The 20,553-nt window shown below is 72.0% G+C and carries 18 protein-coding genes; 12 read left to right on the top strand and 6 right to left on the bottom strand.

Annotated features, from left to right (window positions below; all coding sequences use genetic code 11):
- The first annotated feature begins 74 nt into the window (after positions 1-74).
- The 4 genes from IPQ09_22410 to IPQ09_22395 all read left to right on the top strand — a co-directional run bounded on the left by IPQ09_22410 (position 75) and on the right by IPQ09_22395 (position 4,199).
- Entirely contained in the window at positions 75-914 is an 840-nt protein-coding gene (locus IPQ09_22410; protein ID MBL0196928.1) for a methyltransferase domain-containing protein, read from the top strand.
- 93 nt (positions 915-1,007) lie between these two features.
- Positions 1,008-2,387: a hypothetical protein gene (locus IPQ09_22405; protein ID MBL0196927.1), complete on the top strand. Its 1,380-nt coding sequence runs from the start codon at positions 1,008-1,010 to the stop codon at positions 2,385-2,387.
- A complete protein-coding gene (locus IPQ09_22400) occupies positions 2,315-3,397 on the top strand; it encodes an endonuclease/exonuclease/phosphatase family protein (GenBank protein ID MBL0196926.1) in 1,083 nt (360 codons plus the stop codon). The genes IPQ09_22405 and IPQ09_22400 overlap by 73 nt, the downstream gene beginning before the upstream one ends.
- A 46-nt stretch (positions 3,398-3,443) precedes the next feature.
- The gene (locus tag IPQ09_22395; protein ID MBL0196925.1) at positions 3,444-4,199 is read left to right on the top strand and encodes a hypothetical protein; all 756 of its coding nucleotides are present in this window, start codon (positions 3,444-3,446) and stop codon (positions 4,197-4,199) included.
- Between the two features lie 17 nt (positions 4,200-4,216).
- Here the strand turns inward: IPQ09_22395 and IPQ09_22390 are convergent, their stop codons facing one another.
- The gene (locus tag IPQ09_22390) at positions 4,217-5,317 is read right to left on the bottom strand and encodes a Nif3-like dinuclear metal center hexameric protein (protein MBL0196924.1); all 1,101 of its coding nucleotides are present in this window, start codon (positions 5,315-5,317) and stop codon (positions 4,217-4,219) included.
- A gap of 70 nt (positions 5,318-5,387) precedes the next feature.
- On the opposite strand from IPQ09_22390, the gene IPQ09_22385 reads away from it, so the two are divergent.
- Positions 5,388-6,134, top strand: a complete 747-nt coding sequence (locus tag IPQ09_22385) for a hypothetical protein (protein MBL0196923.1) — start codon at positions 5,388-5,390, stop codon at positions 6,132-6,134.
- 746 nt (positions 6,135-6,880) lie between these two features.
- On the opposite strand, the gene IPQ09_22380 is transcribed toward IPQ09_22385, so the two are convergent.
- The 4 genes from IPQ09_22380 to IPQ09_22365 form a co-directional block, all read right to left on the bottom strand.
- Complete coding sequence (locus IPQ09_22380) at positions 6,881-7,528, bottom strand: hypothetical protein (GenBank protein MBL0196922.1); 648 nt, start codon at positions 7,526-7,528, stop codon at positions 6,881-6,883.
- 49 nt (positions 7,529-7,577) lie between these two features.
- Positions 7,578-8,375 carry an aldo/keto reductase gene (locus IPQ09_22375; protein ID MBL0196921.1) on the bottom strand — a complete coding sequence of 266 codons (798 nt, stop codon included), beginning with the start codon at positions 8,373-8,375 and terminating at the stop codon, positions 7,578-7,580.
- Between the two features lie 31 nt (positions 8,376-8,406).
- Positions 8,407-9,429 carry a hypothetical protein gene (locus tag IPQ09_22370; GenBank protein ID MBL0196920.1) on the bottom strand — a complete coding sequence of 341 codons (1,023 nt, stop codon included), beginning with the start codon at positions 9,427-9,429 and terminating at the stop codon, positions 8,407-8,409.
- Positions 9,430-9,538: 109 nt separating this feature from the next.
- Positions 9,539-10,966 (bottom strand): carboxypeptidase regulatory-like domain-containing protein, encoded by a 1,428-nt coding sequence (locus IPQ09_22365; GenBank protein MBL0196919.1) that lies wholly within the window; start codon positions 10,964-10,966, stop codon positions 9,539-9,541.
- A gap of 168 nt (positions 10,967-11,134) precedes the next feature.
- Between IPQ09_22365 and IPQ09_22360 the strand changes: the two genes are divergently transcribed.
- Positions 11,135-11,326, top strand: a complete 192-nt coding sequence (locus IPQ09_22360; GenBank protein MBL0196918.1) for a hypothetical protein — start codon at positions 11,135-11,137, stop codon at positions 11,324-11,326.
- Positions 11,327-11,427: 101 nt separating this feature from the next.
- Positions 11,428-12,588: a hypothetical protein gene (locus IPQ09_22355; GenBank protein ID MBL0196917.1), complete on the top strand. Its 1,161-nt coding sequence runs from the start codon at positions 11,428-11,430 to the stop codon at positions 12,586-12,588.
- Positions 12,589-12,615: 27 nt separating this feature from the next.
- Here the strand turns inward: IPQ09_22355 and IPQ09_22350 are convergent, their stop codons facing one another.
- Positions 12,616-13,359, bottom strand: a complete 744-nt coding sequence (locus IPQ09_22350; protein ID MBL0196916.1) for a competence/damage-inducible protein A — start codon at positions 13,357-13,359, stop codon at positions 12,616-12,618.
- Between the two features lie 212 nt (positions 13,360-13,571).
- Between IPQ09_22350 and IPQ09_22345 the strand changes: the two genes are divergently transcribed.
- From IPQ09_22345 to IPQ09_22325, 5 genes are all read left to right on the top strand, one after another.
- Positions 13,572-15,698 (top strand): chemotaxis protein CheA, encoded by a 2,127-nt coding sequence (locus tag IPQ09_22345; protein MBL0196915.1) that lies wholly within the window; start codon positions 13,572-13,574, stop codon positions 15,696-15,698.
- Positions 15,695-16,186 (top strand): purine-binding chemotaxis protein CheW, encoded by a 492-nt coding sequence (locus tag IPQ09_22340; GenBank protein MBL0196914.1) that lies wholly within the window; start codon positions 15,695-15,697, stop codon positions 16,184-16,186. The genes IPQ09_22345 and IPQ09_22340 overlap by 4 nt, the downstream gene beginning before the upstream one ends.
- The gene (locus tag IPQ09_22335; GenBank protein ID MBL0196913.1) at positions 16,183-16,683 is read left to right on the top strand and encodes a purine-binding chemotaxis protein CheW; all 501 of its coding nucleotides are present in this window, start codon (positions 16,183-16,185) and stop codon (positions 16,681-16,683) included. The genes IPQ09_22340 and IPQ09_22335 overlap by 4 nt, the downstream gene beginning before the upstream one ends.
- A 69-nt stretch (positions 16,684-16,752) precedes the next feature.
- The gene (gene cheB / locus IPQ09_22330; protein ID MBL0196912.1) at positions 16,753-17,808 is read left to right on the top strand and encodes a chemotaxis-specific protein-glutamate methyltransferase CheB; all 1,056 of its coding nucleotides are present in this window, start codon (positions 16,753-16,755) and stop codon (positions 17,806-17,808) included.
- 2 nt (positions 17,809-17,810) lie between these two features.
- Positions 17,811-20,426, top strand: coding sequence for a glycoside hydrolase family 31 protein (locus tag IPQ09_22325; GenBank protein MBL0196911.1), 2,616 nt, complete (start codon positions 17,811-17,813; stop codon positions 20,424-20,426).
- The last annotated feature ends 127 nt before the right edge of the window (positions 20,427-20,553 follow it).

Below are 20,553 nucleotides of genomic sequence, written 5' to 3'. Positions count from 1 at the left end.
GGGGAGGCAAAATGACGCGCGCGGTCGAGCTGCGCGGGGTGGCGTCGCGTGAGGCACCCGGCTAGACGGACGCGATGGGCCCCCACGCCGCGACCGCCGCGCCCGCGTCACCCGAGCTCACGTGCGACGCGCTCACCTCGACCTTCCGCGTCCTGCAGCGGCGGGGCGGCCACCGGTTCTCGGTCGACGACCGCATGACCGCGTGGGTCGCCGCCACGCTCGCCCGCGGGCGCGTCGAGGGCGCGTCGGGCTGGCCGTGCGCGCGGTCCTCGTCGGGGAGCACGGGCCCGCTCCGCGTGCTCGACCTGGGCACGGGCATCGGCTCGGTGCTGCTCATGGTGGCCTGGGCGGCGCCCGAAGCGGAGCTCGTCGGGGTGGAGGCGCAGGCCGAGAGCTACGCGCTGCTCACCCAGAACGTCGAGCGCAACGGCCTCGTGTCACGCGTGCGAGCGCTGCACGGCGACTTGCGTGCGCGCGTGCCCGAGCTGCCGGCGAGGAGCTTCGACCTCGTCACCGGGACGCCGCCTTACCTGCCTCCGGGGACCGCCACGCCCTCGCCCGATGCCCAGCGGGCCGCCGCGCGCATCGAGCTGCGCGGGGGCATCGAGGCGTACCTGGTGGCCGCGGCGCACGCCGTCGCGCCCGACGGTCGGGTCGTCGTGTGCGCCGACGGGCGCACCCCCGAGCGCACGCGCCGGGCCGCGCGCGACGCGGGGCTCCACGCGCTCGCGGCGCTCCACGTGGCGCCGCGCGAGGGCGCAGGCCCGCTGTTCACCGTGTGGACGCTCTCCCTCGCGGCCCAGGCGGGCCACGAGCTGGCGCCGACCTGCGACGAGGCCACCCACGTCCAGCGCGACGCCCGCGGAGAGCGCACCGCGGCCTCCCGCGAGGTGCTGGCGATGTTCGGGCTCTGAAGGTCCCGCTCAAGATGCCTGCAAACAGCATGGAATCGAGGCCGCGCGTCGCTGCGCCGGGCTCCGCGCGCGGGAGGTGCTAAAGTGCCGGCCATGTCGCCGAAACAGTGGGTCTGGGTGGGGGGATCGGTCGCGCTCGTGGCCTGGGGTGGGCACACGGTGGTGGGGTGCGTGGGCTCCGAGCCGGTGCCTTCGACCGACGCCGCGACGAAGCCGACCCCGCCCGTCGAAGGTGGGCCGCCCGGGAGCAAGCCGAACGGCCAGGCGTGCGCGGCGCCCACCGACTGCCAGTCGAGCCAGTGCGTAGACGGCGTGTGCTGCGCGAGCGCGTGCAGCGGCAAGTGCGAGGCGTGCAACCTCCCCGGCAAGGCGGGCACGTGCGAGCCCGTCCCCGACGGGGAGGACCCCGCGAACGACTGCCCCACCACGCCGCTGCCCCCCGTGGACGCGGGCGTGGTCGACGACGACGCCGGCGCCGACGCCGCCGGGGCCATCAACGTCCCCGAGGCGGGCGTCACGACGGACGACACCAAGTGCGCGGGGAAGTGCGACGGCAAGCGCGCGTGCGCGTTCCCGGCCTCGAAGAGGCGCTGCGGCACCTCGTTCTGCAACTCCCCCACGGAGGAGGGGCGCGCGGCCTGCGACGGCGCGGGCCATTGCTTGCTCGGCCTCGAGGCCTGCGACGCCTACTCGTGTACGCCTGGCGATCCCACGTGCAAGACCACGTGCACGTCGCCGAGCGACTGCCTCCCCACCCACTATTGCGCGGGCACCGGCTGCAAGCCTCGCCTCGGCAACGGCACGGTGTGCCAGGCCGGCCCCCAGTGCACCTCCGGCTACTGCGTCGGCAACGTGTGCTGCGACGACGCCTGCGCGGTGACCGGCGGCTCGTGCAGCGCGCCCGGGAGTGTAGGCAAGTGTGTGTGTCCTGCCTGCCCCAGCGGGGGCGCGTGCACTCTCTGGTACCGCGACAAGGACAACGACGGCTTCGGCGACAAGGACGGCACGGTGCTCAACGGGAACGCGGCGCCGGGCTGCATCGCGGGGCCCGCGCCGGTGCCCGGGTTCGTGAAAGACAACACCGACTGCGACGACAACAGCGCCAACGTGAAGCCGGGCCAGACGGCGTATTTCACCACCCCCCGCGCGAACGGCTCGTTCGACTACGACTGCAGCGGCTCGGTCGAGAAGGAGGGCTCGACCTACGTAGGCGGCTCGTGCGGCTATTGCGCGATCGACCGCGGCGTGTGCGCACTCAAGACCGCCTGCTCGACGGCGCGCTCGCAGGCGTATCACGGGTGCATCAACTTCTCGCTCTTCGGTGCGCCGTCGTGCAAGAGCACCTCGCAAGGGGCCTTCCACTCCACGGTGGCTTGCGGGGCCACCGGCACGTACTACACGTGCGGCTCCTGCTCGGCCGCCGGGGGCACGGCGTCCTTCACGACCGCGGCGAAGGCGCAGGGCTGCCACTGAGCCACGCGCGCGCTCGGTTCGGCGCGTCCGCGTGGCGCGCGGGGCTCGCCGCGCTCACGCTCGGCGCTCTTGGCCCGTGCGTGCTCGGGGCGTGTCGCGACGACAGCGGCCCGGTCGAGGCACCTCCACTGCCGCCGCTCGCGGACGCGGGGCCGGACGTCCGCCCCGACACTCGCCCCGAGCCCCCACGCGGCCCGACGATCGAGGTCGCGTCGTTCAACGTGCACCGCCTCTTCGACACCGTCTGCGACACCGGCGACTGCGGGCCTGGGGCTTACGAGGAGGAGCCGAGCCCGGCCGCGCTCGCCGCGAAGGCCGCCGAGCTCGGCGCGGCGATCCGGGCCCTCCGCGCGGGCGTGGTGCTCCTCCAAGAGGTCGAGTCGCAGGCCTCGCTCCGCGCGCTCACCGAGGCCGTGCCCGAGCTGCCGTCCGCCGTGCTCGGCGAGACCGGCGGCGCCGCCTCGGTCGACGTGGCGGTGCTCTCGGCCTACCCGATCACCAAGGTGCGCAGCCACTACGCGACGCCGCTCACCCTGCCCGACGGGCGCACGACCACGTTCTCGCGCGATCTCCTCGAGGTGCACTTGCAGCCCCCGAGCCCGTTCAGCGAGCTCATCGTGCTCGTCGCGCACTTCCGCTCGAAGGTGAATGACGACCCCGAGCGGCGCCTCGCCGAGGCCCGCGCGGCCCGCGCGATCACGGTGTCGGTCGCGCAGACGTTCCCGACGGCGACGGTCGTGCTGGGGGGCGATCTGAACGACGTGCCCGGGTCCCCCGCCCTGGAGGCGCTCGCCGCGGGCGGTGAGCTCGTGCGGGTGTCGGAGGGGCTCGCGCAGGCGGAGATCGGCACTGTGCGATACGGCGGCGTGTGGGTCGCGCTCGATCACCTGTTCCTCGCTCGGCAGGCGGTAGGTCGGCTCGTGCCCGGTACGTTTCAGGTGTTTCGCGGGGAGCAGGCCGGGTGGGGCGGCTCCGACCACGGGGCGATCCGCGCCACGTTCACGCCCTGACGACTTCCCCCTTCTCAGGAGCGGGAAAACCCTGCACCCTCTCTGCATGAGCGACCTCGGCCCGCGCGCGGGCACGCCGAGCGTGGGGGAGGATCCCGAACCCTCCGACGACCCCACCGTGCCGGTGTCCGCCGAGGTCATGGCCGCTGCGCAGCGGGCCGCCGTGGCGCACATGGAGGCCCGTATGGCGGCCCAGGCTGCCGCCGCTGGCAAGCCCGCGGCGCCCGCGGCGCCCGCCAAGGCCGCGCCGCAGCGCGGGGCGCGCCCCACCGCCCCCGAGGACCGCGCCGTCGCGGCGCCGAGGCCCCCGCCGCAGCGCCTGCGTGGCTACCGCGAGGAAGACGAGAAGGTCATCGTGGAAGGGGCCGCCGTGGTGGAGCCGTCGCTCTCGGTCGACGTGGACCTCGACAGCGCCGACGACGACGCGCTGACACCGCATATGCCCCCGGCCGCCTATCCGCCGCAGGCGCCACAAGGATACCGCGCCCCGCCTCCCGGCCCGGCGCCGACGCCGTACGCGCCGTACGCGCCCGGAGACGCTGGCTTCCTGCCACCCACGCAGCCGGGAGCCCCCTACGTGCAGCCCGGCGGGCTGTACGCGGCGCCCGGCGCCCAGGTGCCGCCCCGCCGGAGGCGCGAGAGCGTCACGGTGGAGCTGCCCCGCGGAGCGCTCGGACCGCCCCCACCCGCCGCCGCGCAAGCGCCCGGTCTCGTGTCGACCCGTGCGCTTTTGTTCGTCGCCATCGCGATCTCCAGCCTCGCGGTGGTCCTGCTCGCCGTGCTCCTCCTCCGCCCCCGCTGATCCGCGACCGCGGCGCGTCACGCGTAGTCGAACGGATCGCGATCGACCGCGCTGCACATGAACGCTACGCCGGGGAGCGCGACGGCGAGCAGCTCGGCGAGCCGCCCCAGCGCCGCGCGCTCGCTGTTTGAGTGTAGAGTGCATGCAATAGCGACCCCCGCCTTCTTCGCGGCGAGCGCGTCGTGGTGGCGGAGCTCGCCCAGCAAGAAGAACGTGGCACCCTCCGCGACGACCTGCGGCAGGAGCTCGCCCGAGGCTCCCGCGCCCACCGCCGCGCAGCGCACGATTTGCGACAGATCCCCCGCCACCAGGACTCGCTCGAGGCCGAGCGCGGCCTTGGCGCGAGCCACGAGCGCGCGCGCGGGCTGCTCCTCCACGCGGCCCACGCGGCCGTAGCCCGGGCCGTCGGGGGCGGGCGCGAGCCGCACGAGATCGTACGCGGGGGTCTCGTACGGGTGGGACGCCCGCAGCGCGCGCACGACGGCCGCGGTCTTGGCGATGGGCACGACCACCTCGAGGCGCACCTCCGGGGCGTGCTCCAGCCTCTCGCGCTGCCCGACGACGGGGTTCGCGCTCGCGCTGCCCCGGAACGTGCCGGTGCCGGGCGAGCGGAACGAGCACGACGTGTAGTCACCGATCACGCCCGCGCCCTCGAACGCGAGCGCCGCCGCGACTCGCTCGATCGCCTCCTCTGGGACGAAGGTCACGAGCTTGTGCTCGTGGTCCTTCGTGATCGCCGCGCCGAGCGGGCGCGACTCGAGGAGCCCGAGCGCCTCGGCGAGCAGATCGTTCGTGCCGCCGGCGGCCGCGTCGAGCGCGGTGTGCGGCGAGTAGAGCGCGACGCCCCGGGCCGCGGCCTCGTACGCGAGATCGCCCGCGACGAAGCGCTTCTGCGCGCGAAAGAGCGGCGGGTGATAGGCCACGATCGCGTCGGCCCCCGCGGCGATCGCCTCCTCCCACACCGCGCGCGTGAGGTCGACGCAGAGCAGCGCCCGCGTGAGCGGCCGCGCGGGATCGCCCACGAGCAGGCCGACGTTGTCCCAGTCGGCGGCGAGACGTGTGGGGGCGAGCGACTCCATGGCCAAGGTGAGATCGCGAACGGTCGGCGTCGTGGGCATGACTTCCGGTAGCACGCACCGCGAGTCGCGTCGCTTCCGCGCCGGCCGCCGGGCCGATAGACTGCCGCGGGTGAGCACGCCCCCGCCCGTCACGCCGCCGTCACCCCCGCCCGCTGCGGAGCCCGCCACGCGCGCCACGACGCCCGACGCCCTGCTCGGGACGTTCGCGGTGTTGCAGGCGCTCACCGGGTTCGTGCCCGTGCCGTTCCTCGATGGCATTCTGTCGCGGAAGCTCGCGCGCACGATGGTGACCACGGTGGCAGGCACCCACAGCCTGGTCGTGCCCGACGACGAGGTGCGCCTCTTGGCGAGCGAGCCCGACGAGGGGCTGCTCGACTTCTTGAAGAGCGCGGCGAAGGGCCTCCTGCTGTTCCCCTTTCGCCTCTTGTTTCGGGCCATTTTCGTGGTGCTCGACGCGAAGGAAGTCACGGACTTGGTGGGCAAGGCCTACGTCCACTCGGTGCTGCTCGATATCGGGTTTGCCGAGGGCTGGTACATGAAGCACGGCGCGGCGCGCTTGGGCGAGGCGGTCGCCCAGGTGCTCGCCACTGTCGACACCCGCCCCACGAACGGCGCGGTCAGCGCGGCGTGGGGCGCGCTGCGAGACAAAGGGCCGGAGCTCCTGGGACGTATCCTCGAGGCCTTCAAGGACAAGCGCGACGACGTCGCTGCGGTCGAGGCGACGCCGCTCGGCCAGGCCTTCGCGGAGGCGGTGAAGAAGGGGAGCCCGTCGCTGCGAGAGGGCCTGCGCGCGGGCCTCGCGAGGGCGCTCGGCGAGCCGGTGGCCGCCGAGGGCGCGGCGGAGGGCGCGCGATGAGGGGGCCCCGCGAGACCTGAGAGGCCGTACGTCCCCGGGCCTTCTAGAGGCGAGGAGGAGCAACGAAGTACGGCGACGTAAATCAGCGAAAAGCCGACCGAATCAAGCGGTTCGGCGCTCTAGCTAGTCTCCTGGAAGCGTGATCCCTTCCAGAAGTCGCCCGGCTCGGCCTTTCGCCACAAGGGAGCGAGGGGGTGTCCCGTTTTCGGCGGCGGTGGGAGGATACTCATGTTCGAGGGTCGGCGTTCTCGCGCGGTCACACCCGAAACCACTGTCCCCTGAGCGCAAAGCGCCGCCTCCACCGCGCGGAACGACGTCCGAGTTGAGGACGGGCCCGCCGCCGCCGAAAACGGGGCACCCCATCGCTCCTCGGCATGACACCGAAGACCGGACTTCTGATACGAACCACGACCCCAGGGGACTAGTCCCCTGGAAGCGTGATCCCTTCCAGAAGTCGCGCGGGTTCGGCCTTTCGCCACAAGGGAGCGAGGGGGTGTCCCGTTTTCGGCGGCGGTGGGAGGATACTCATGTTCGAGGGTCGGCGTTCTCGCGCGGTCACACCCGAAACCACTGTCCCCTGAGCGCAAAGCGCCGCCTCCACCGCGCGGAACGACGTCCGAGTTGAGGACGGGCCCGCCGCCGCCGAAAACGGGACACCCCATCGCTCCTCGGCATGACACCGAAGACCCGACTTCTGATACGAACCACGACTCCAGGGGACTAGCCCCGCCGCAGCGCCTCGAGGTCTACAGCTCGAAGCAATAGAGATGCTGGGAGCTCGAGCACGACCTCACCGAAATAACATCCATCGCCCAGCGGCTATCGTCGTGCGCCGAGCTGCCGACGGTGCCGGTGCCGCTCTTCGTCGTCCAGTTCGTGCACACCGCGCCGGGCGTCCCGGGCGCCCCCGTCCACACATTGACGTCGAGCAGCGCCCTCGTCGCCGTGCGCCGAATCGGGTTGCGAATGACCCCCGACGCGAGGTCGGTGAGGGTCGCCACCGGTTCCGGCAGGTCGGCGACCGTGTACCAAGGGCCCCCCGAGGGCGCCATCTGACGGAGGCGCGCGAGCGCGGCGCGGGCCGGATCGTCGCCCGAGACGTACGCCATCCACTTGGTGCTCGCGCCGAGGTCGGTCGCCTCGACCTGACACGCCTTGTCGAAGCCATCGAACCCGAGGTCGGCAGGGTAAGGCTTGGTGGTCACGAACACCCGCTTCGGCCCCGCGACCGCGTCGACGGGCGCGTCGAGCACCGCCGCGTCACGGCCCGTGTCCACGTCGGGGACCTCGCCGTCAGGCATGACGCCCGCGTCCACCGGCTCCGGGGCTGCGCCATCCGCGGAGCTTGAACCGAACGTCGAACACGCCGTCGAGACGAACAGCGCTGGAATCATCGCGCTCCACGCTCTCCTCATTCGCAAAGTACCCATGTGTGCCTCTCAACTACCCGTGCACCGCGCGGCCGAAGGCGCGGAGCCGGGTGTCTTCCTCGGGAGTCAGCGGGCCGCGGGCGACCGCGTCGAGGTTCGCCACGAGCTCCTCTTCGGTCTTTGGGCCCGAGAGCACCACGTCGACGTGAGGGCTCGACAGGCAAAATCGGTAGCAGTCGCCTGCGGTCGCCGGCTGGCCTTCCCAGCCGCTCGGCTTGCGGAGGAGCCGCCGCCAAGCCGTCGCCGTATAGGCCACGACCGCGGGCTTTCGCCGCTCCAAATGGGGGAAGATGTCGCGCTCGGCGCCCGGGTGAGCAGCGTTGTAGCGAATCATGAAGAGGTCGAGCGGGGACTTCTCGGCGAGGCGCCCCGCGCGGACGCGGTCGTGGATGGAGATACCCACTTTGCGGATCTTGCCTTCGTCGCGCAGCTTCGCGAGCTCCGCGAGGTGCGCCTCGCTGTAGCTCGACGCGACGCCCAGCCAGTTCAACTGGAACACGTCGAGGTACTCGGTGCCGAGGGTGCGCAGCGTGCGCTCGACCGTGCCTCGCAGCGTGCCGGCGAACCAGCCCACCGTGGTGCCCGCGGCGAGCACCACCCGCTCGCGGCCGCTCGGGAAGGTCTCGCGAAGCGCGCGCGTGGAGGGGCCGCTCCGGAAGGTGGTCCAGAAGAAGTAGTCGACGCCCCGATCGAGGGCGAGCCGCACCGCGCGCTCCGGCAGCCCGAAGTTCGTGGCGAGCCCGAGGCGCCCCACCTCGCGGCCGAGCGCGACCACGTGACGACGAGAGAACTCAGCGGTCGCGGCGGTCATTCGCCGAGCATAGCGAAGGCGCGCGGGCGGGTCAGTTCTCCTTGAAGAACTGCCAAATCGCGGCGGGCGCGCCGGTCCAGATGGTGTGCCCCATGTTGGCGATCGTGCAGAACACGACGGGCTTCGTGCCGCCGTTCTGGCGCTGGCAGGGGCTCGGCGCGGTGGCGGTCTGACCGGCGCCGGACTTGTTCGCGAGGCGCCAATAGGCGAGGCTCTTCTGGCCCTCGGTGAGGCGCACGGCGGTGTCGCTCGCGCCATGCACGATGAACGCCGCCACGGGGACGCCGAGCTTGAGGTTGCCCGTCTGCGGATCGAAGTCGCCTGCGCCGTTGCCGAAGGGGCCGCCGCCCGACTGCGGCGCGATGCCCCGGAGCACGTCGCCGCGCCAGCGACCGAGCTGGTTCACGAAGTAGGCGCCGCCGCTCATGCCGTGGGCGTACACGCGCTTCGAGTCGACGCAATACGTGGTCTTGATGGCCGCCGTCATGGCGTCGAAGAAGGCGACGTCCACGTTCGGCGTGGGCGGGCTGTGGTCTTGGTCGAACGAGTGGCCGTTGTGGTTGTTCGTGCCGTTGGGCCACGCGAAGATGGCGCCCTCGGACGCGCCTGGCTGCGACTCGATCGCGAACGAGGTGCGGTATCCGGCGCCGTTTCCGCCGTCGCCGTGGAAGCCCACGACGAGCGGGTAGAGCCGCGTGCCGTCGTAGCCCTCGGGGACCGAGAGCGCGTAGGTGCGCGTGGCGCTGCCCACCCGCACCGAGACGCTCGCCTGGAAGCCCGTCTTGGGGCTCGGCGTGCCGCACGAGCCGGGCGGCACGCGCGCGTCCTCGACGCGGGCGTCCGCAGGGGGCACGGCGCCGTCGGAGAGCGCGCCGCCGTCGGGGTCGAGCGGGTCGACGGGCGCGCCGTCGGGCTGGAGATCGGTGGGGCCGCCCGGGACGGGATCGGGGGACTCGTCGCCGCAAGCGACGAGCGAGACGAGCGCGACGAGCGAGACGAGCGCGACGAGCGCGACGAGCGGAGGCACGGACACGAGCAGCCGGGGTCGAATCAAGGGGGGCACCTGGCGCGGACGGGAGGTCAAGATGCGTATCGAAACGCGCGCTCAACGTAGCGCAGGTCGCCCGGCCGCGCACGGCGGGCCGCCCCGACAGTTGATCTCGCTACTTGATGACCGGCGGCGGCTTCGGCGGGTCCTTGTCGTTCTGGATGCACGACGAGAGGTCGAAGAACATGAACTCGAGCGCCTTCTCCTGGGCCGACAGATCGCCTGTCTTGCATGAGGCCGGGAAGGTCTGCGACGTGGTCTTGGCGTTCGCGGAGACGTGGAAATTGCTGTAGACTACACGTCCGCACTTCTGGTCGTCGGCGGCCGAGAGGGGCGTGTTGAAGGTCATGTGCTGCACCGACGGGCCGGCGGTGGACGGCCCGTGGATCCAGCGCTGCGACGGGGGCGAGCGTTCGGCGTCCAGGTCGTGCCGCCACTCGGCCACGCCCAGCGTGCCCTTCGTGGTGGTCGCGCCGACGTTCTGGAGCCAGTCGGCGAAGGCGGCGCCCTTGGGGAACGAGGTGTCGAGCGTGAAGTCGCGCGAGGCCGCGCCGCCGGACGCCCGCTCGGGGTTCCACGTGCCGGTCGACTCGAACGGCTTGTTGCCGAGGTGGAGCCACGAGTATCCGTAGTGGGTCGTGAACACGCGGCCCCCTGCGTTCGTGTAGTTGAGCAGGTTCGTGTCTGGGCCGGGCTTGGCCTGCGCGCTGCCCTCGCACGGGAGCATCACGATGTCGTACTTCTTCAGCGTCGCCAGGTCGTTCCAGAGTGTGTTTCCGCCGGCCGTGGGCGGGCTCATGTCGACGCCGTTCGAGCGGTAGAAGTGCACCTTCCCGTTGCCGATGGCGCTCGTGAACTCGGCTGGCGCGATACCCATCTTGGTGAGCAGGCACTCGAACGGATCGGCGCTGCCGGAGGCGATGGCCATTTGCGGCAGATCACCCTCGGCCTTGCTCTTTGGCAGTCGGAACGTCTGGGGATCGGTGGCGGGCAGGTCTTCGCAGCGCTTCACCTCGGGGAGCACCAGCTGGCGGCGCCACTTGCCGACCTGGATGACGAGCGGGATGTCCTTGCCCACCGGCACGTTCGTGAGCTGAAAGCCGCCGGCGGCGTCGGTGATGGCGGACACCAGCGGCGAACCCGAGACGTCGCCGCAGCGATCGCACGACGCGCCCGACTTGATGGGCGCGAGCGGCGCGTTCGGGACGAACACGAGGATGTTGTAGAGCGGTACCTTGCCCGCCGGATCGTAGACCTTGCCCGTGACCGACGTGGTCTTGCCGCCCTCGCACGTCACCTGCTGGAGACAGAGCCCCGTGCACGGGCGCTGGGCCGCGTCGCCTGCGGGTCCCGAGTCGCCGAAGAGGGGCGGGCGAGCGGGCCCCCCCTCGGCCGTGGGCGCCGACGGATCGGCGGGATCGAACCCCGAGGGCGCGGGGTCGGAGCCGCACGCGGCCACGAGCGCGCCCGCGACCAGAGCGATCGCGCCCATCGACACGCTCACACCGACGATGCTCGCACCGACCAACCTGGGGCTGCGCATGGTGACCTCCGCGCGGCACGGCCGCGCCCCGAGTCTACCTCGGTGTGGTGCGCCCGGGGGGCCTGGATTGCCCCTGGCGCTGGCCGGCGGCTTTGGCCACGACCAGGCGGACCCCGCCCCCATTGACGGCGCACGCCCGCTGGATACGCTCTCTGGCATGAGGCTGTCATGAGCAAGACGCGGTCGGAGGTCATGGCCGAGGGGCAACGCAAGGGCATCGTCGCGGGCGCTGCCACGGCGGGCGCGGTCGCCGCGGGAATTCTGGTGGCGCCGGTGGTCGGCGCGGTGGCCGCGGTCCCCGCGCTTTATTTTGGCTATCAATGGTGGAAACACCGGGCCGAGAACGGCATCAAGTTCTGATCCCGCGCGGGGGCGCGGTTCCGTTTGTGACCGGGTTGCTCGGCGCGGTGGTGTAGGAAGAAACGCGAGCACGCGCCTCCGCGCGTGAGTAGGAGGCTCGCTTGACGTCGCTGCAGCTCTCTCGGTTCCGCGGGCCACGGACGCGGGGTGCGCTCGTCGCCGCGATGTGCGGCGTCGCGGTTCCACTCTTCGTCGCGTGCTCGTCCGACGAGCCTGGCTCGCCGCCGCCCGTCACGCGCACTCTCGAAGACGGCGCCGTGGTCACCGACGACGGCGCGGTGGTGACGCAGCCCGCCGAAGATGGCGGGGTCGTCGTGCCTGCCGACGACGCCGCCGCGGTGGACGGTGGCCCGAAGCCGCCTGGCGACGCCCAGGTGCCTCCGGTGAGCGGCACGGGGCGAATCCTCTACCGCTACGCGGGGTACAAGCTCATCGAGGCGCGCGCCGGCGCCGCGCCGTTTGACGTGGGCTCGAAGCTCGCGACCGTGTCGCCGGGGAGTGACTCGCGCATGAACATGGGGGCCGATGGCTCGTTCGTCAGCGAGACGACGCGCTTCGGCTGCTCCACGCCGTGCCTCGCGATCTTCTCACCCACGCTGAGCTCGGGCGAGAAGGTGCTCCCCGGCGGCGCGGCGGTCCGCGACATGCGCGGCGTCACCCCTGCGGTCGCCGGGGGCGGCACGATCATCGTGCACGGCGGGCGCGGCACCCACAACACCGACCTCTACGTCACGCGCAAGGCGGGCGGCGCCTGGTCGGCCTCGACGCTCCTCACGGCGGCGTCGACCTTCGCGAACAACTTCAAGCCGCAGATCTCGCCTGACGGCCTGAAGGTGGTCTTCGACTGCGGCAGCGATCCGTACGGATCGAGCGGCACGAGCATCTGCGAGGTGAACCTCGACGCGGGCGCGACAGGCTTCCGCAAAGTGATAGGGCCCGAGGGTGGCCCTGGCGGGGGTCGAAACACCCATAGCCCCTCGTACGATCGCGACGGCAGCATCGTCTTCGAGGGCGAGTGGACGCGCGAGCAGGTGTGGCGCATCCGTGGCACCGGCGCGCCCACGCGGGTGAACGGCACCTACGGCAACGACAACACCCCTTGCCTGCTCCCGAACGGGAAGGTCGCGTCGCTGTGGCTCGACCGGTCGGGCAACCCCAGCGGCGTCCACGAGCTCAAGCTCATGAACGGCGACGGCTCGGGCATGGTCATGCTCGTCACGGGCGTCGACATCATCGACACCGGCCTCGGCTGCGGCAACTGACGCGCGCCACCGATCCAAGACCCCGCGCTACGGCTCGGTGCGCTGCGGTTCGCCGGTGGGGAGGAGCGCCACGAAGGCTGCCACCGCCGCGCTCACGGCCTCGGGATCCCGCCCGTCGAACGTGAGCTTCGTGCGGTAGCTGGGGTCCGACCACTTCGGGTACGAGCCGACGCTCACCTCGGGGTGTTGCGCGACGATCGGGTCGAGCAGCGGCTTGAGATCGCCCTCGTCCATTTGTGTGTAGACCGCATGCGAAACCCAGGGCCGCCCGCCCGCCAGTCTGGCGGCGAGGACCGGGAGCTTCAGGCGAAATACCTCCGGGATGCCGGGGAAGAGCCACGTGTTGCCGAAGCGGATGGTGGGCCAGCGCACGCTCTCCGTGGTCTCGAGGGTGGCGCCGGCGGGGACGCGCGCCATGAGCAGGTGCCCCTCCGTGCAGCGCTCCTTGTAGTGATCGCGGAGCATCGCGATGAGCCCGGGATCGAGCTCGACGGGCACGCCGAACGCCTGCGCGACGCCCGGGACCGTGACGTCGTCGTGGGTGGGGCCCACGCCGCCGGACGTGATGAGGTGGTCGTGGGTGCGCGAGAGCTCGGCGACCTCGCGCGCGATGACGTCGACGTCGTCGCCGATCGTCACCACCCTGCGGAGGGCGATGCCGAGGGCGCGGAGCGTTCGCGCGAGCACCACGAGGTTCGCCTCTTCGACCTTGCCCGAGAGGATCTCGTCGCCGATGAGGAGGAGCGCGGCCGTCTGCGGGGCTTGGAGCACGGCTCCACGCTACTCGGTCCGGGCCCGCCTCGGAACCGGCTCTTGGGCGTGGCGTCGCCGGCCCGCCGGTCTCGCGCGGCGTCGCCGGGCTGTTGGCCCGGGCGCGCGGGCTGAATACACTGTCGACGTGGCCCTCGAGTCCCCCGCGTTCCCCGCGTTTTCCGCGTTCCCCGCGCCCGCCGTAGGCCGCGGCGCGCGCCGCGAGCGCTGACGTGCCAGAGCTGGGCGACAAAGCGCGCGAGGACTTCTTCTCCGAGGCCCAGGAGATCATCGACGCGCTGAGCGGCGATCTCCTGCGCCTCGAGGACCTCGTGCGCCGCGGCGAGACCGACGCCGAGCTCGTGAACGACCTGTTTCGCGCAGTGCACACCATGAAGGGCCTCTCGGGGCTCTTCGGCGTGGCGATCATGAGCGGCCTCTCCCACGAGCTCGAGGAGCTGCTCGACGATCTGCGCCTCGGCCGCGCCGAGCTCACACCTTCGGTGATGGACGTGCTCTTCCGCGCGGTCGAGCTCTACGGGCGCATCCTCCTCGCCGCGCGCGGCGAGGGGCCGGAGCCCGACGACGAGGTGCGCGATCTGCTCTCGGCGCTCGCGCAGGTGGGCGATCCAGGCCCCTCGCCCTCGCCGGCGGCCGGCTCGCAATACGAGATCGACCCGGGGGTGCTGGGGGTGCTCACTGAGTACGAGGAGCACAGGCTCCGCGTGAGCCTCCAGAGCGGCACCCGGCTCTGCCGCATCCAGGTGAGCTTCCCGCTCGCGACGATCGACACCGCGCTCGAAGAGCTGAAGGATCGCGCGCGCCCGCACGGCGAGATCATCACCTACCTCCCCACGGGGGACGGCGGAGATCCCGACGCCGTCGAGCTCGAGATCCTGATCGCGAGCAAGTCCGAGCCGGAGGCCCTCGCGCGCGCGTTCACCGCTTCGAACGTGGTGGTGGAGGAGCTGAAGAAGCGCGCTCCGCCCCCCGAGCGCGCCGCCGCGGGGCGCGCGCTGCCGGAGGCGCCCGCGAGGGACCCCGAGGTCGCGTCGCCCGAGCACGACGAGCTCTCGGCCGCCGACGCGCCGCTCGCCGGTCGCGACGTGGCCTTGAGGTCGGTGAGCCAGACGGTGCGCGTGGACATCCGCCGCCTCGACCACCTGATGAACATCGTGGGCGAGCTCGCCATCGTGCGCGGTCAGGTGGCGCGCCTCGCGGAGCGCACGAGGAGCACGCCCGGGCTGCGCGAGATCAACGCGGAGGTGCAGCGACTCCATCGCGCGTTCGACCGCCACCTCACCCAGATGCAGGACGGCATCCTCGAGGTGCGCATGGTGCCGCTCGGGCAGGTGTTCGAGAAGCTCGCGCGCGCCGTGCGTCAGATCTCGCGCGAGGTCGACAAGCCCACGAACCTGGTCGTCACCGGCGCCGAGACCGAGATCGACAAGCTCATCGTCGAGGAGCTCTCCGACCCGCTCATGCACATGATCCGCAACGCGATCGATCACGGCATCGAGTCGCGGAATGGGCGCATGGCGGTGGGGAAACCTGCCGTCGGCACGATCGCCCTGAACGCCTTCCAGAAGGGCAATCAGGTGGTGATCGAGGTGGAGGACGATGGCCGCGGGATCGACCCCGCCGCCGTGCTCGCCGCCGCGCTCCGCCTCGGCTTCACCACGCCCGACGACGCCGCCCAGCTCGGCGAGAAGGAGGTGCTGTCGTTCGTGTTCGCGGCCGGGTTCACGACCCGCGCGGAGGCCACGCTGCTGTCGGGCCGCGGCGTGGGCATGGACGTGGTCAAGACGAACATCTCGCGCCTCGGGGGCGTCGTCGACGTGGCGAGCGACCTCGGCATCGGCACGAAGATGACCATCACGCTGCCGATCACGCTCGCCATCATCTCGGTGCTCGTGCTCGAGGCGGGCGGGCGCACGTTCTGCATGCCCCTCGCGAACATGGAGGAGGCCATCTTCCTCGAGCCGCGCGAGGTGCGCTTCGTGGAGGGGCGCGAGGTGATGAGCCAGCGCGGCGCGACCCTGCCGCTGGTGCGCCTCGCGAGGCTCTTCGGCATCGACGAGCCGGAGGCCGGCGAGCTCGGCAGGTCCGCCTCGGAGCGGCGCTACGTCGTCATCGTCTCCGTGGGCTCGAAGCGCGTGGGGTTCGTGGTCGACAAGCTCCTCGGTCAGCAGGACATCGTCATCAAGGCGCTCGGCCGCTCGCTGCGGGGCGTGCGCGGCTTCGCCGGCGCGACCGAGCTCGGTGACCAGCGGGTCGGCCTCGTGATCGACGTGGGCGCGCTGCTCGACGAGGTCGTCACCACCGGCGAGGCACGCCTCCTTCCGGAGGCCCGCCCGTGAGCCGCGATCTCGGTCCACGCGGCTACGCGGAGGCCCGCGAGGGGCTCTCGGTCCGCGGAGAGTCGCGCGGCGGGGACTACCTCGTGTTCTCCCTTGGCGGGGATCCGTACGCGCTCCCCATCGGCGTCATCACCGAGATCCTGAAGCCGCTGCCGATCACGGAGGTGCCGCGCGCGCCGAAGGGGATCGCTGGCCTCGCCAGCGTGCGCGGCCGCCTCGTCACGGTGTTCGACCTGCGGCGTCGGTTCGGGCTCGCCGAGCCCGGACGCGACAAGCGGCTCCGGATCCTCCTCGTCGACGGCGGCGACGAGACCCTCGGGCTCCTCGTCGACGAGGTGCGCGGGGTGCAGCGCTTCGAGGAGTCCGACATCGAGCCTCCGCAGGTGCTGGGCGGGGAGCCGCCCGCGCACGTCGCGGGCATCGCCCGCAATACGCATGCATGGTGCATGCTTCTGGACCTCCGGCCCGTGCTGGAGACGAGCCCATGAGGCAGCGCATCGATCCACGCAAGAGCCTCGTCGGGTTCGTCGTGGGCGACGTCACGTACGCCCTCGAGATCGGCGCCGTGCGCGAGGTGACGAACCCGCTGCCCGTCGTCGCGCTGCCGCAGGCGCCGCCCGCGGTGGTGGGGGTGGCCGACTACCGCGGCGCGATCGTCCCGGTCGTCGATCTGCGCGCCAAGTTCGGCCTGCCTTTGGTGGCCCCCACGCGCAAGACCAAGTGGGTCATCATGGACGCCGGCACGCGCCTCGTCGCGCTCGTGGTCGACGCCGTGACCGAGGTCTTCGGGCTCGGGGCCTCCGGCGTGCGGCAGGCTCCGTTTCTCGGCCAGGGCGACGCGGAGCGCGGGATCGCGGGGGTCGCGGAGGGGCCGGGGGGCATGGCGTTCGTCCTCGACGAGCAGCCCTTCGCCGAGCTCGTGCGGAGCGTCTCGGTCGCGCGCGACGCGTCGAGGGCGAGCCCGCCCGCAGGGCGCAAGGAGTGACGCGAGCGCGCCGCGTGTTTACAAAGCGCCTCCGTTCGCCTCTCATACGGATCGCCCCGGGATGACGCCTTGACCCTCGATCGCCCACTCCGCCTGCTCGTCGTCGACGACTCCGCCTACAACCGGCGGATCATCGCCGACATCTTCGAGCACGTGCCGGAGGTGGAGGTGGTCGGCAAGGCGGCCGACGGCGAAGAGGCGCTCCGCATGGTGGGGCTCTTGAAGCCCGACGTGCTCACCCTCGACCTCGAGATGCCGAGGATGGACGGCTTCACCTTCCTCCGCATCGTGATGGCGAAGTTCCCGGCGCAGGTCATCGTGGTGTCGAGCTATTCGCAGCGCGAGAACGTGTTTCGCGCGCTCGAGCTCGGCGCCCTCGACTTCATCGCCAAGCCCACGCAGAACATCGGCGAGGACGCGCACGCGCTGCGCGAGCAGGTGCTGCAGAAGGTGCTCCTCGTTCGATCCATGCAGGGTGCACGGAAACGCAGCGTGCCACCGGCGTCTTCGGGCTCCATCAGCCGTCTCCCGGCTTCGCCCGCCGTGGCCGCGGAGCCGCCGCGGACCATCGTCGGGGTCGCCGCCAGCACGGGCGGCCCGAGCGCGCTGCTCGAGATCTTCTCCAGGCTGTCTCGTGGGTCGATGGCGGCGGTGCTGGTGGCGCAGCACATGCCGGACAAGTTCACTCGCACGTTCGCCGAGCGGCTCGACAAGCGCGGCCCGTTCCGCGTCGCCGAGGCCGCAGGCAGCGAGGTGCTCGCGCGGCGAACGGCGTACGTGTGCCCCGGGCGCCAGTGCCTCGAGCTCGAGGGCGAGCTCGGCCGGGAGCTGCGGCTCGCCCTCGTTCCACCGGGGGCGAACGACCGCTTCGTGCCGAGCGCCGACCGCCTCTTCGCGAGCCTCGCGCGCGTCGCGAAGGAGCGCGCGGTCGGGGTCATCCTCACCGGCATGGGCGACGACGGCGTCGAGGGGGCCCGCGCCATCCGCGCCGCCGGTGGCACGGTGATCGCCGAGTCGGCCGAGACCGCGGTGGTGAACGGCATGCCCGCGGCCGCGATCAAGGCGGGCGTGGTCGACAAGGTGCTGCCGCTGCCCGCGATCGCCGACTACCTCGCGGGCCTGTAGTCGTGGCTGGCTCGATCCGGCGCCAAGCCGCGCCCACCGCGCCCGCCGACGTGGCACCTCTCGCGCGTCGGTGCCGGCCTCGCTCCGGGCGCCTCCGCGCGCACGTCGCGCCCTTCGCGCTCGCCCTCGCGTGGGCGCCGGCCGTCGCGCCCCTCGGGTGTGGCAGTGATCCGCCGCCGTCGCCCTCGGTCGCGACGCTCCCGCGCGGCGACTACTCGCTCCGCGTGACCGACGGCACCATCGTCCTGCTGGCGGGCGTGGAGGAGCGTCTCACCCTGCCTCGCGAGGCGCTCGAGCTCGGGCTCGTCGCCGAGGTCAGCGACTCCGCGTCGTACGACCCGTACTGGCTGGAATACGGCGGCACGGCGTCGGCCCCCGCGCCCGAGCCGCCCGCGGAGCTCACGTGGGAGCGGCCGACGGCGTGTCGCGTGGAGCCTGGCACGGCCGGCTCCGTCGAGGTGGCCTGCGACTACCCGCACGCCACCGCGCGCATCTCCCTGCGCGCCGAGGCGGACGGTCGCTTCTCCCTCACGCTCACGCCGATCGAGCGGACCGAGGCCGGGGCGCTGCACGTCGTGTACGTGCGCGCGGGGCTCCGCGCGGGCCTGCGCGAGGGCTACTACGGGCTCGGCGAGTGGCCCGACTCGGTCGAGCACCGGGGCAAGCTGCGGCCGATGCAGATCGAGCTCGACGGCGAGCTCGAGAGCCAGAACAACGAAGCGCACGTGCCGGTGCCGCTGCTCATCGGCACCTCCGGGTGGGGCGTGTTCGTCGAGAGCAAGCGCGTGGGCCTCTTCGACGTGGCGCGCAAGCGGCCCGACGGCGTCGACGTCACGTACGCGGTCTCGAACGTCAAGGGCGCGGCCGAACCGTGGAAGATGCACTTGTTCGTCGCGAAGGAGGCGATCGACGTCACGAAGCTCTACTACGACGTCACGGGCTATCCCCGCGTGCCCGCCCCGTGGGGCTTCGGGCCCGTGATGTGGCGCAACGAGAGCCGCGATCAGGCCGAGGTCGAGTCCGACATCGCGAAGCTCCGCGAGCTCGACTTGCCCGCCACGGGGCTCTGGATCGACCGGCCCTACGCCACCGCCGTCAACACGTTCGACTTCGACCCGGCCCGCTATACCGACGCGGCCCGCATGATGCGCGCCGCGAACGACGCGGGCCTCCGCGTGGCGCTTTGGCACACGCCGTACGTGGAGGCGAAGGCGGGGCCGCTGCGCCAAGAGGTCGAGAGCAAAGGCTACTTCGTCCCCACTTCGGGCATTCCGCTCAACTCGTGGAGCGTGCCCATCGACTTCACGAACCCCGCCGCCGTCGCGTTCTGGCAGACGAACCTGCGCCGCTACACAGGGCTCGGTATCGAGGGATTCAAGCTCGATTTCGCCGAGGACGTCGTCCCGGGCCTTCGTGATCGACGCCTCGTGTGGGGCTTCGCAGACGGCCGCGACGACCGCACGATGCACCACGACTACACGCTGCTCTACCACCGCACGTACCAGGAGCTTCTGCCGCAGGAAGAGGGCTCTTTCCTCATTTGCCGCGCGGGGCGGTATGGCGATCAGCGGAACGTCTCTGTGATCTGGCCGGGCGACATGGACGCCTCGTTCACGAAGCACCGCGAGCGCTTCGTCCCGCGCGGCGGCGACGGCACAGAGGTCACGGGCGTGGGTGGCCTGCCGGCGACTGTGATCGAGGGCATCGGGCTCGGTCCTTCAGGCTTCCCGTTCTTCGGCTCCGACACCGGCGGCTACCGGCACGGCCCGCCGGACAAGGAGCTCTACATTCGCTGGTTCGAGCAGACGGCCCTCTCGAGCGTCATGCAGGTGGGCGACTCGAGCTCGCAGACGCCGTGGGAGTTTCTGCCCTCGAACGGGCGCGATCAGGCGACGCTCGACCTCTATCGCGTGTACGCGCGCCTGCACCTGCGGCTCTTCCCGTATCTCTACACGCACGCCCGCGCCACGGCGCAGCACGGCCGGCCGGTCATGCGGCCTTTGGGCCTCGCCTACCCGCGGCTCGGCGCCCACCCGAACTTCGACTACCTGCTCGGCGACGCGCTCCTCGTCGCCCCCGTCGTGGAGCGCGGCCAGACCGAGCGCGCCGTGCTCTTTCCCGAGGGAGAGTGGGCCGACGTCTGGGACGGCTCAGTCCGGACGGGCACGGGCGCGCCCCAGGCGGTGTCCGCGCCGCTCGAGCGCGCGCCGCTCTTTCTCCGCAGCGGCGGCGTCGTGCCCATGTTGCGCCCCACCATCGACACGCTCTCGCCGGTGGCCGATCCCGCCCGCACAGACTCGCTCGCGACGACCAAGGGCTCGCTCTGGATTCGCGCGTTCCCCGGGCGGTCGCCGTCGCGCTTCGACGTCTTCGGTGGCGGCGTCATCACGCTGACGCCCGAAGACGATGGCTTCGTCGCCTCGGCGGAGGGGTGGAGCGCTTCGCCCAACGTGTTCGAGCTTTACGGCGTGGCGTCGGCCTCGCGGGTGGAGCAGGGCGGCGCGCCGCTCCCCAAGCTCGAGCCCGCCGCGCTGGAGGCCGCGAGCGCGGGCTTCGCCTGGGCCGGCAGGGTGCTCGTGATCAAGGCGCCGCCAGGCTCCGTCCGAGTGTTCAAGTGAACATACATCAGATGTAAATCTCGCTATCCTGGGTGGCGCGCGGCGCCGAGAAGCGCTACTGGACCGCGCGCCGAGGTGACGTCGTACGACGGGTCCTCGGCGCGGCCCGCGGCGCTCCCCCCCGCGG

The sequence above is a fragment of the Myxococcales bacterium genome (assembly GCA_016720545.1).
In the GTDB taxonomy this organism is placed as follows: Bacteria; Myxococcota_A; Polyangia; order Polyangiales; family Polyangiaceae; genus JAAFHV01.
Note: the sequence above shows the minus strand (reverse complement) of the source record. Positions and strands in the feature narration are given on the sequence as shown.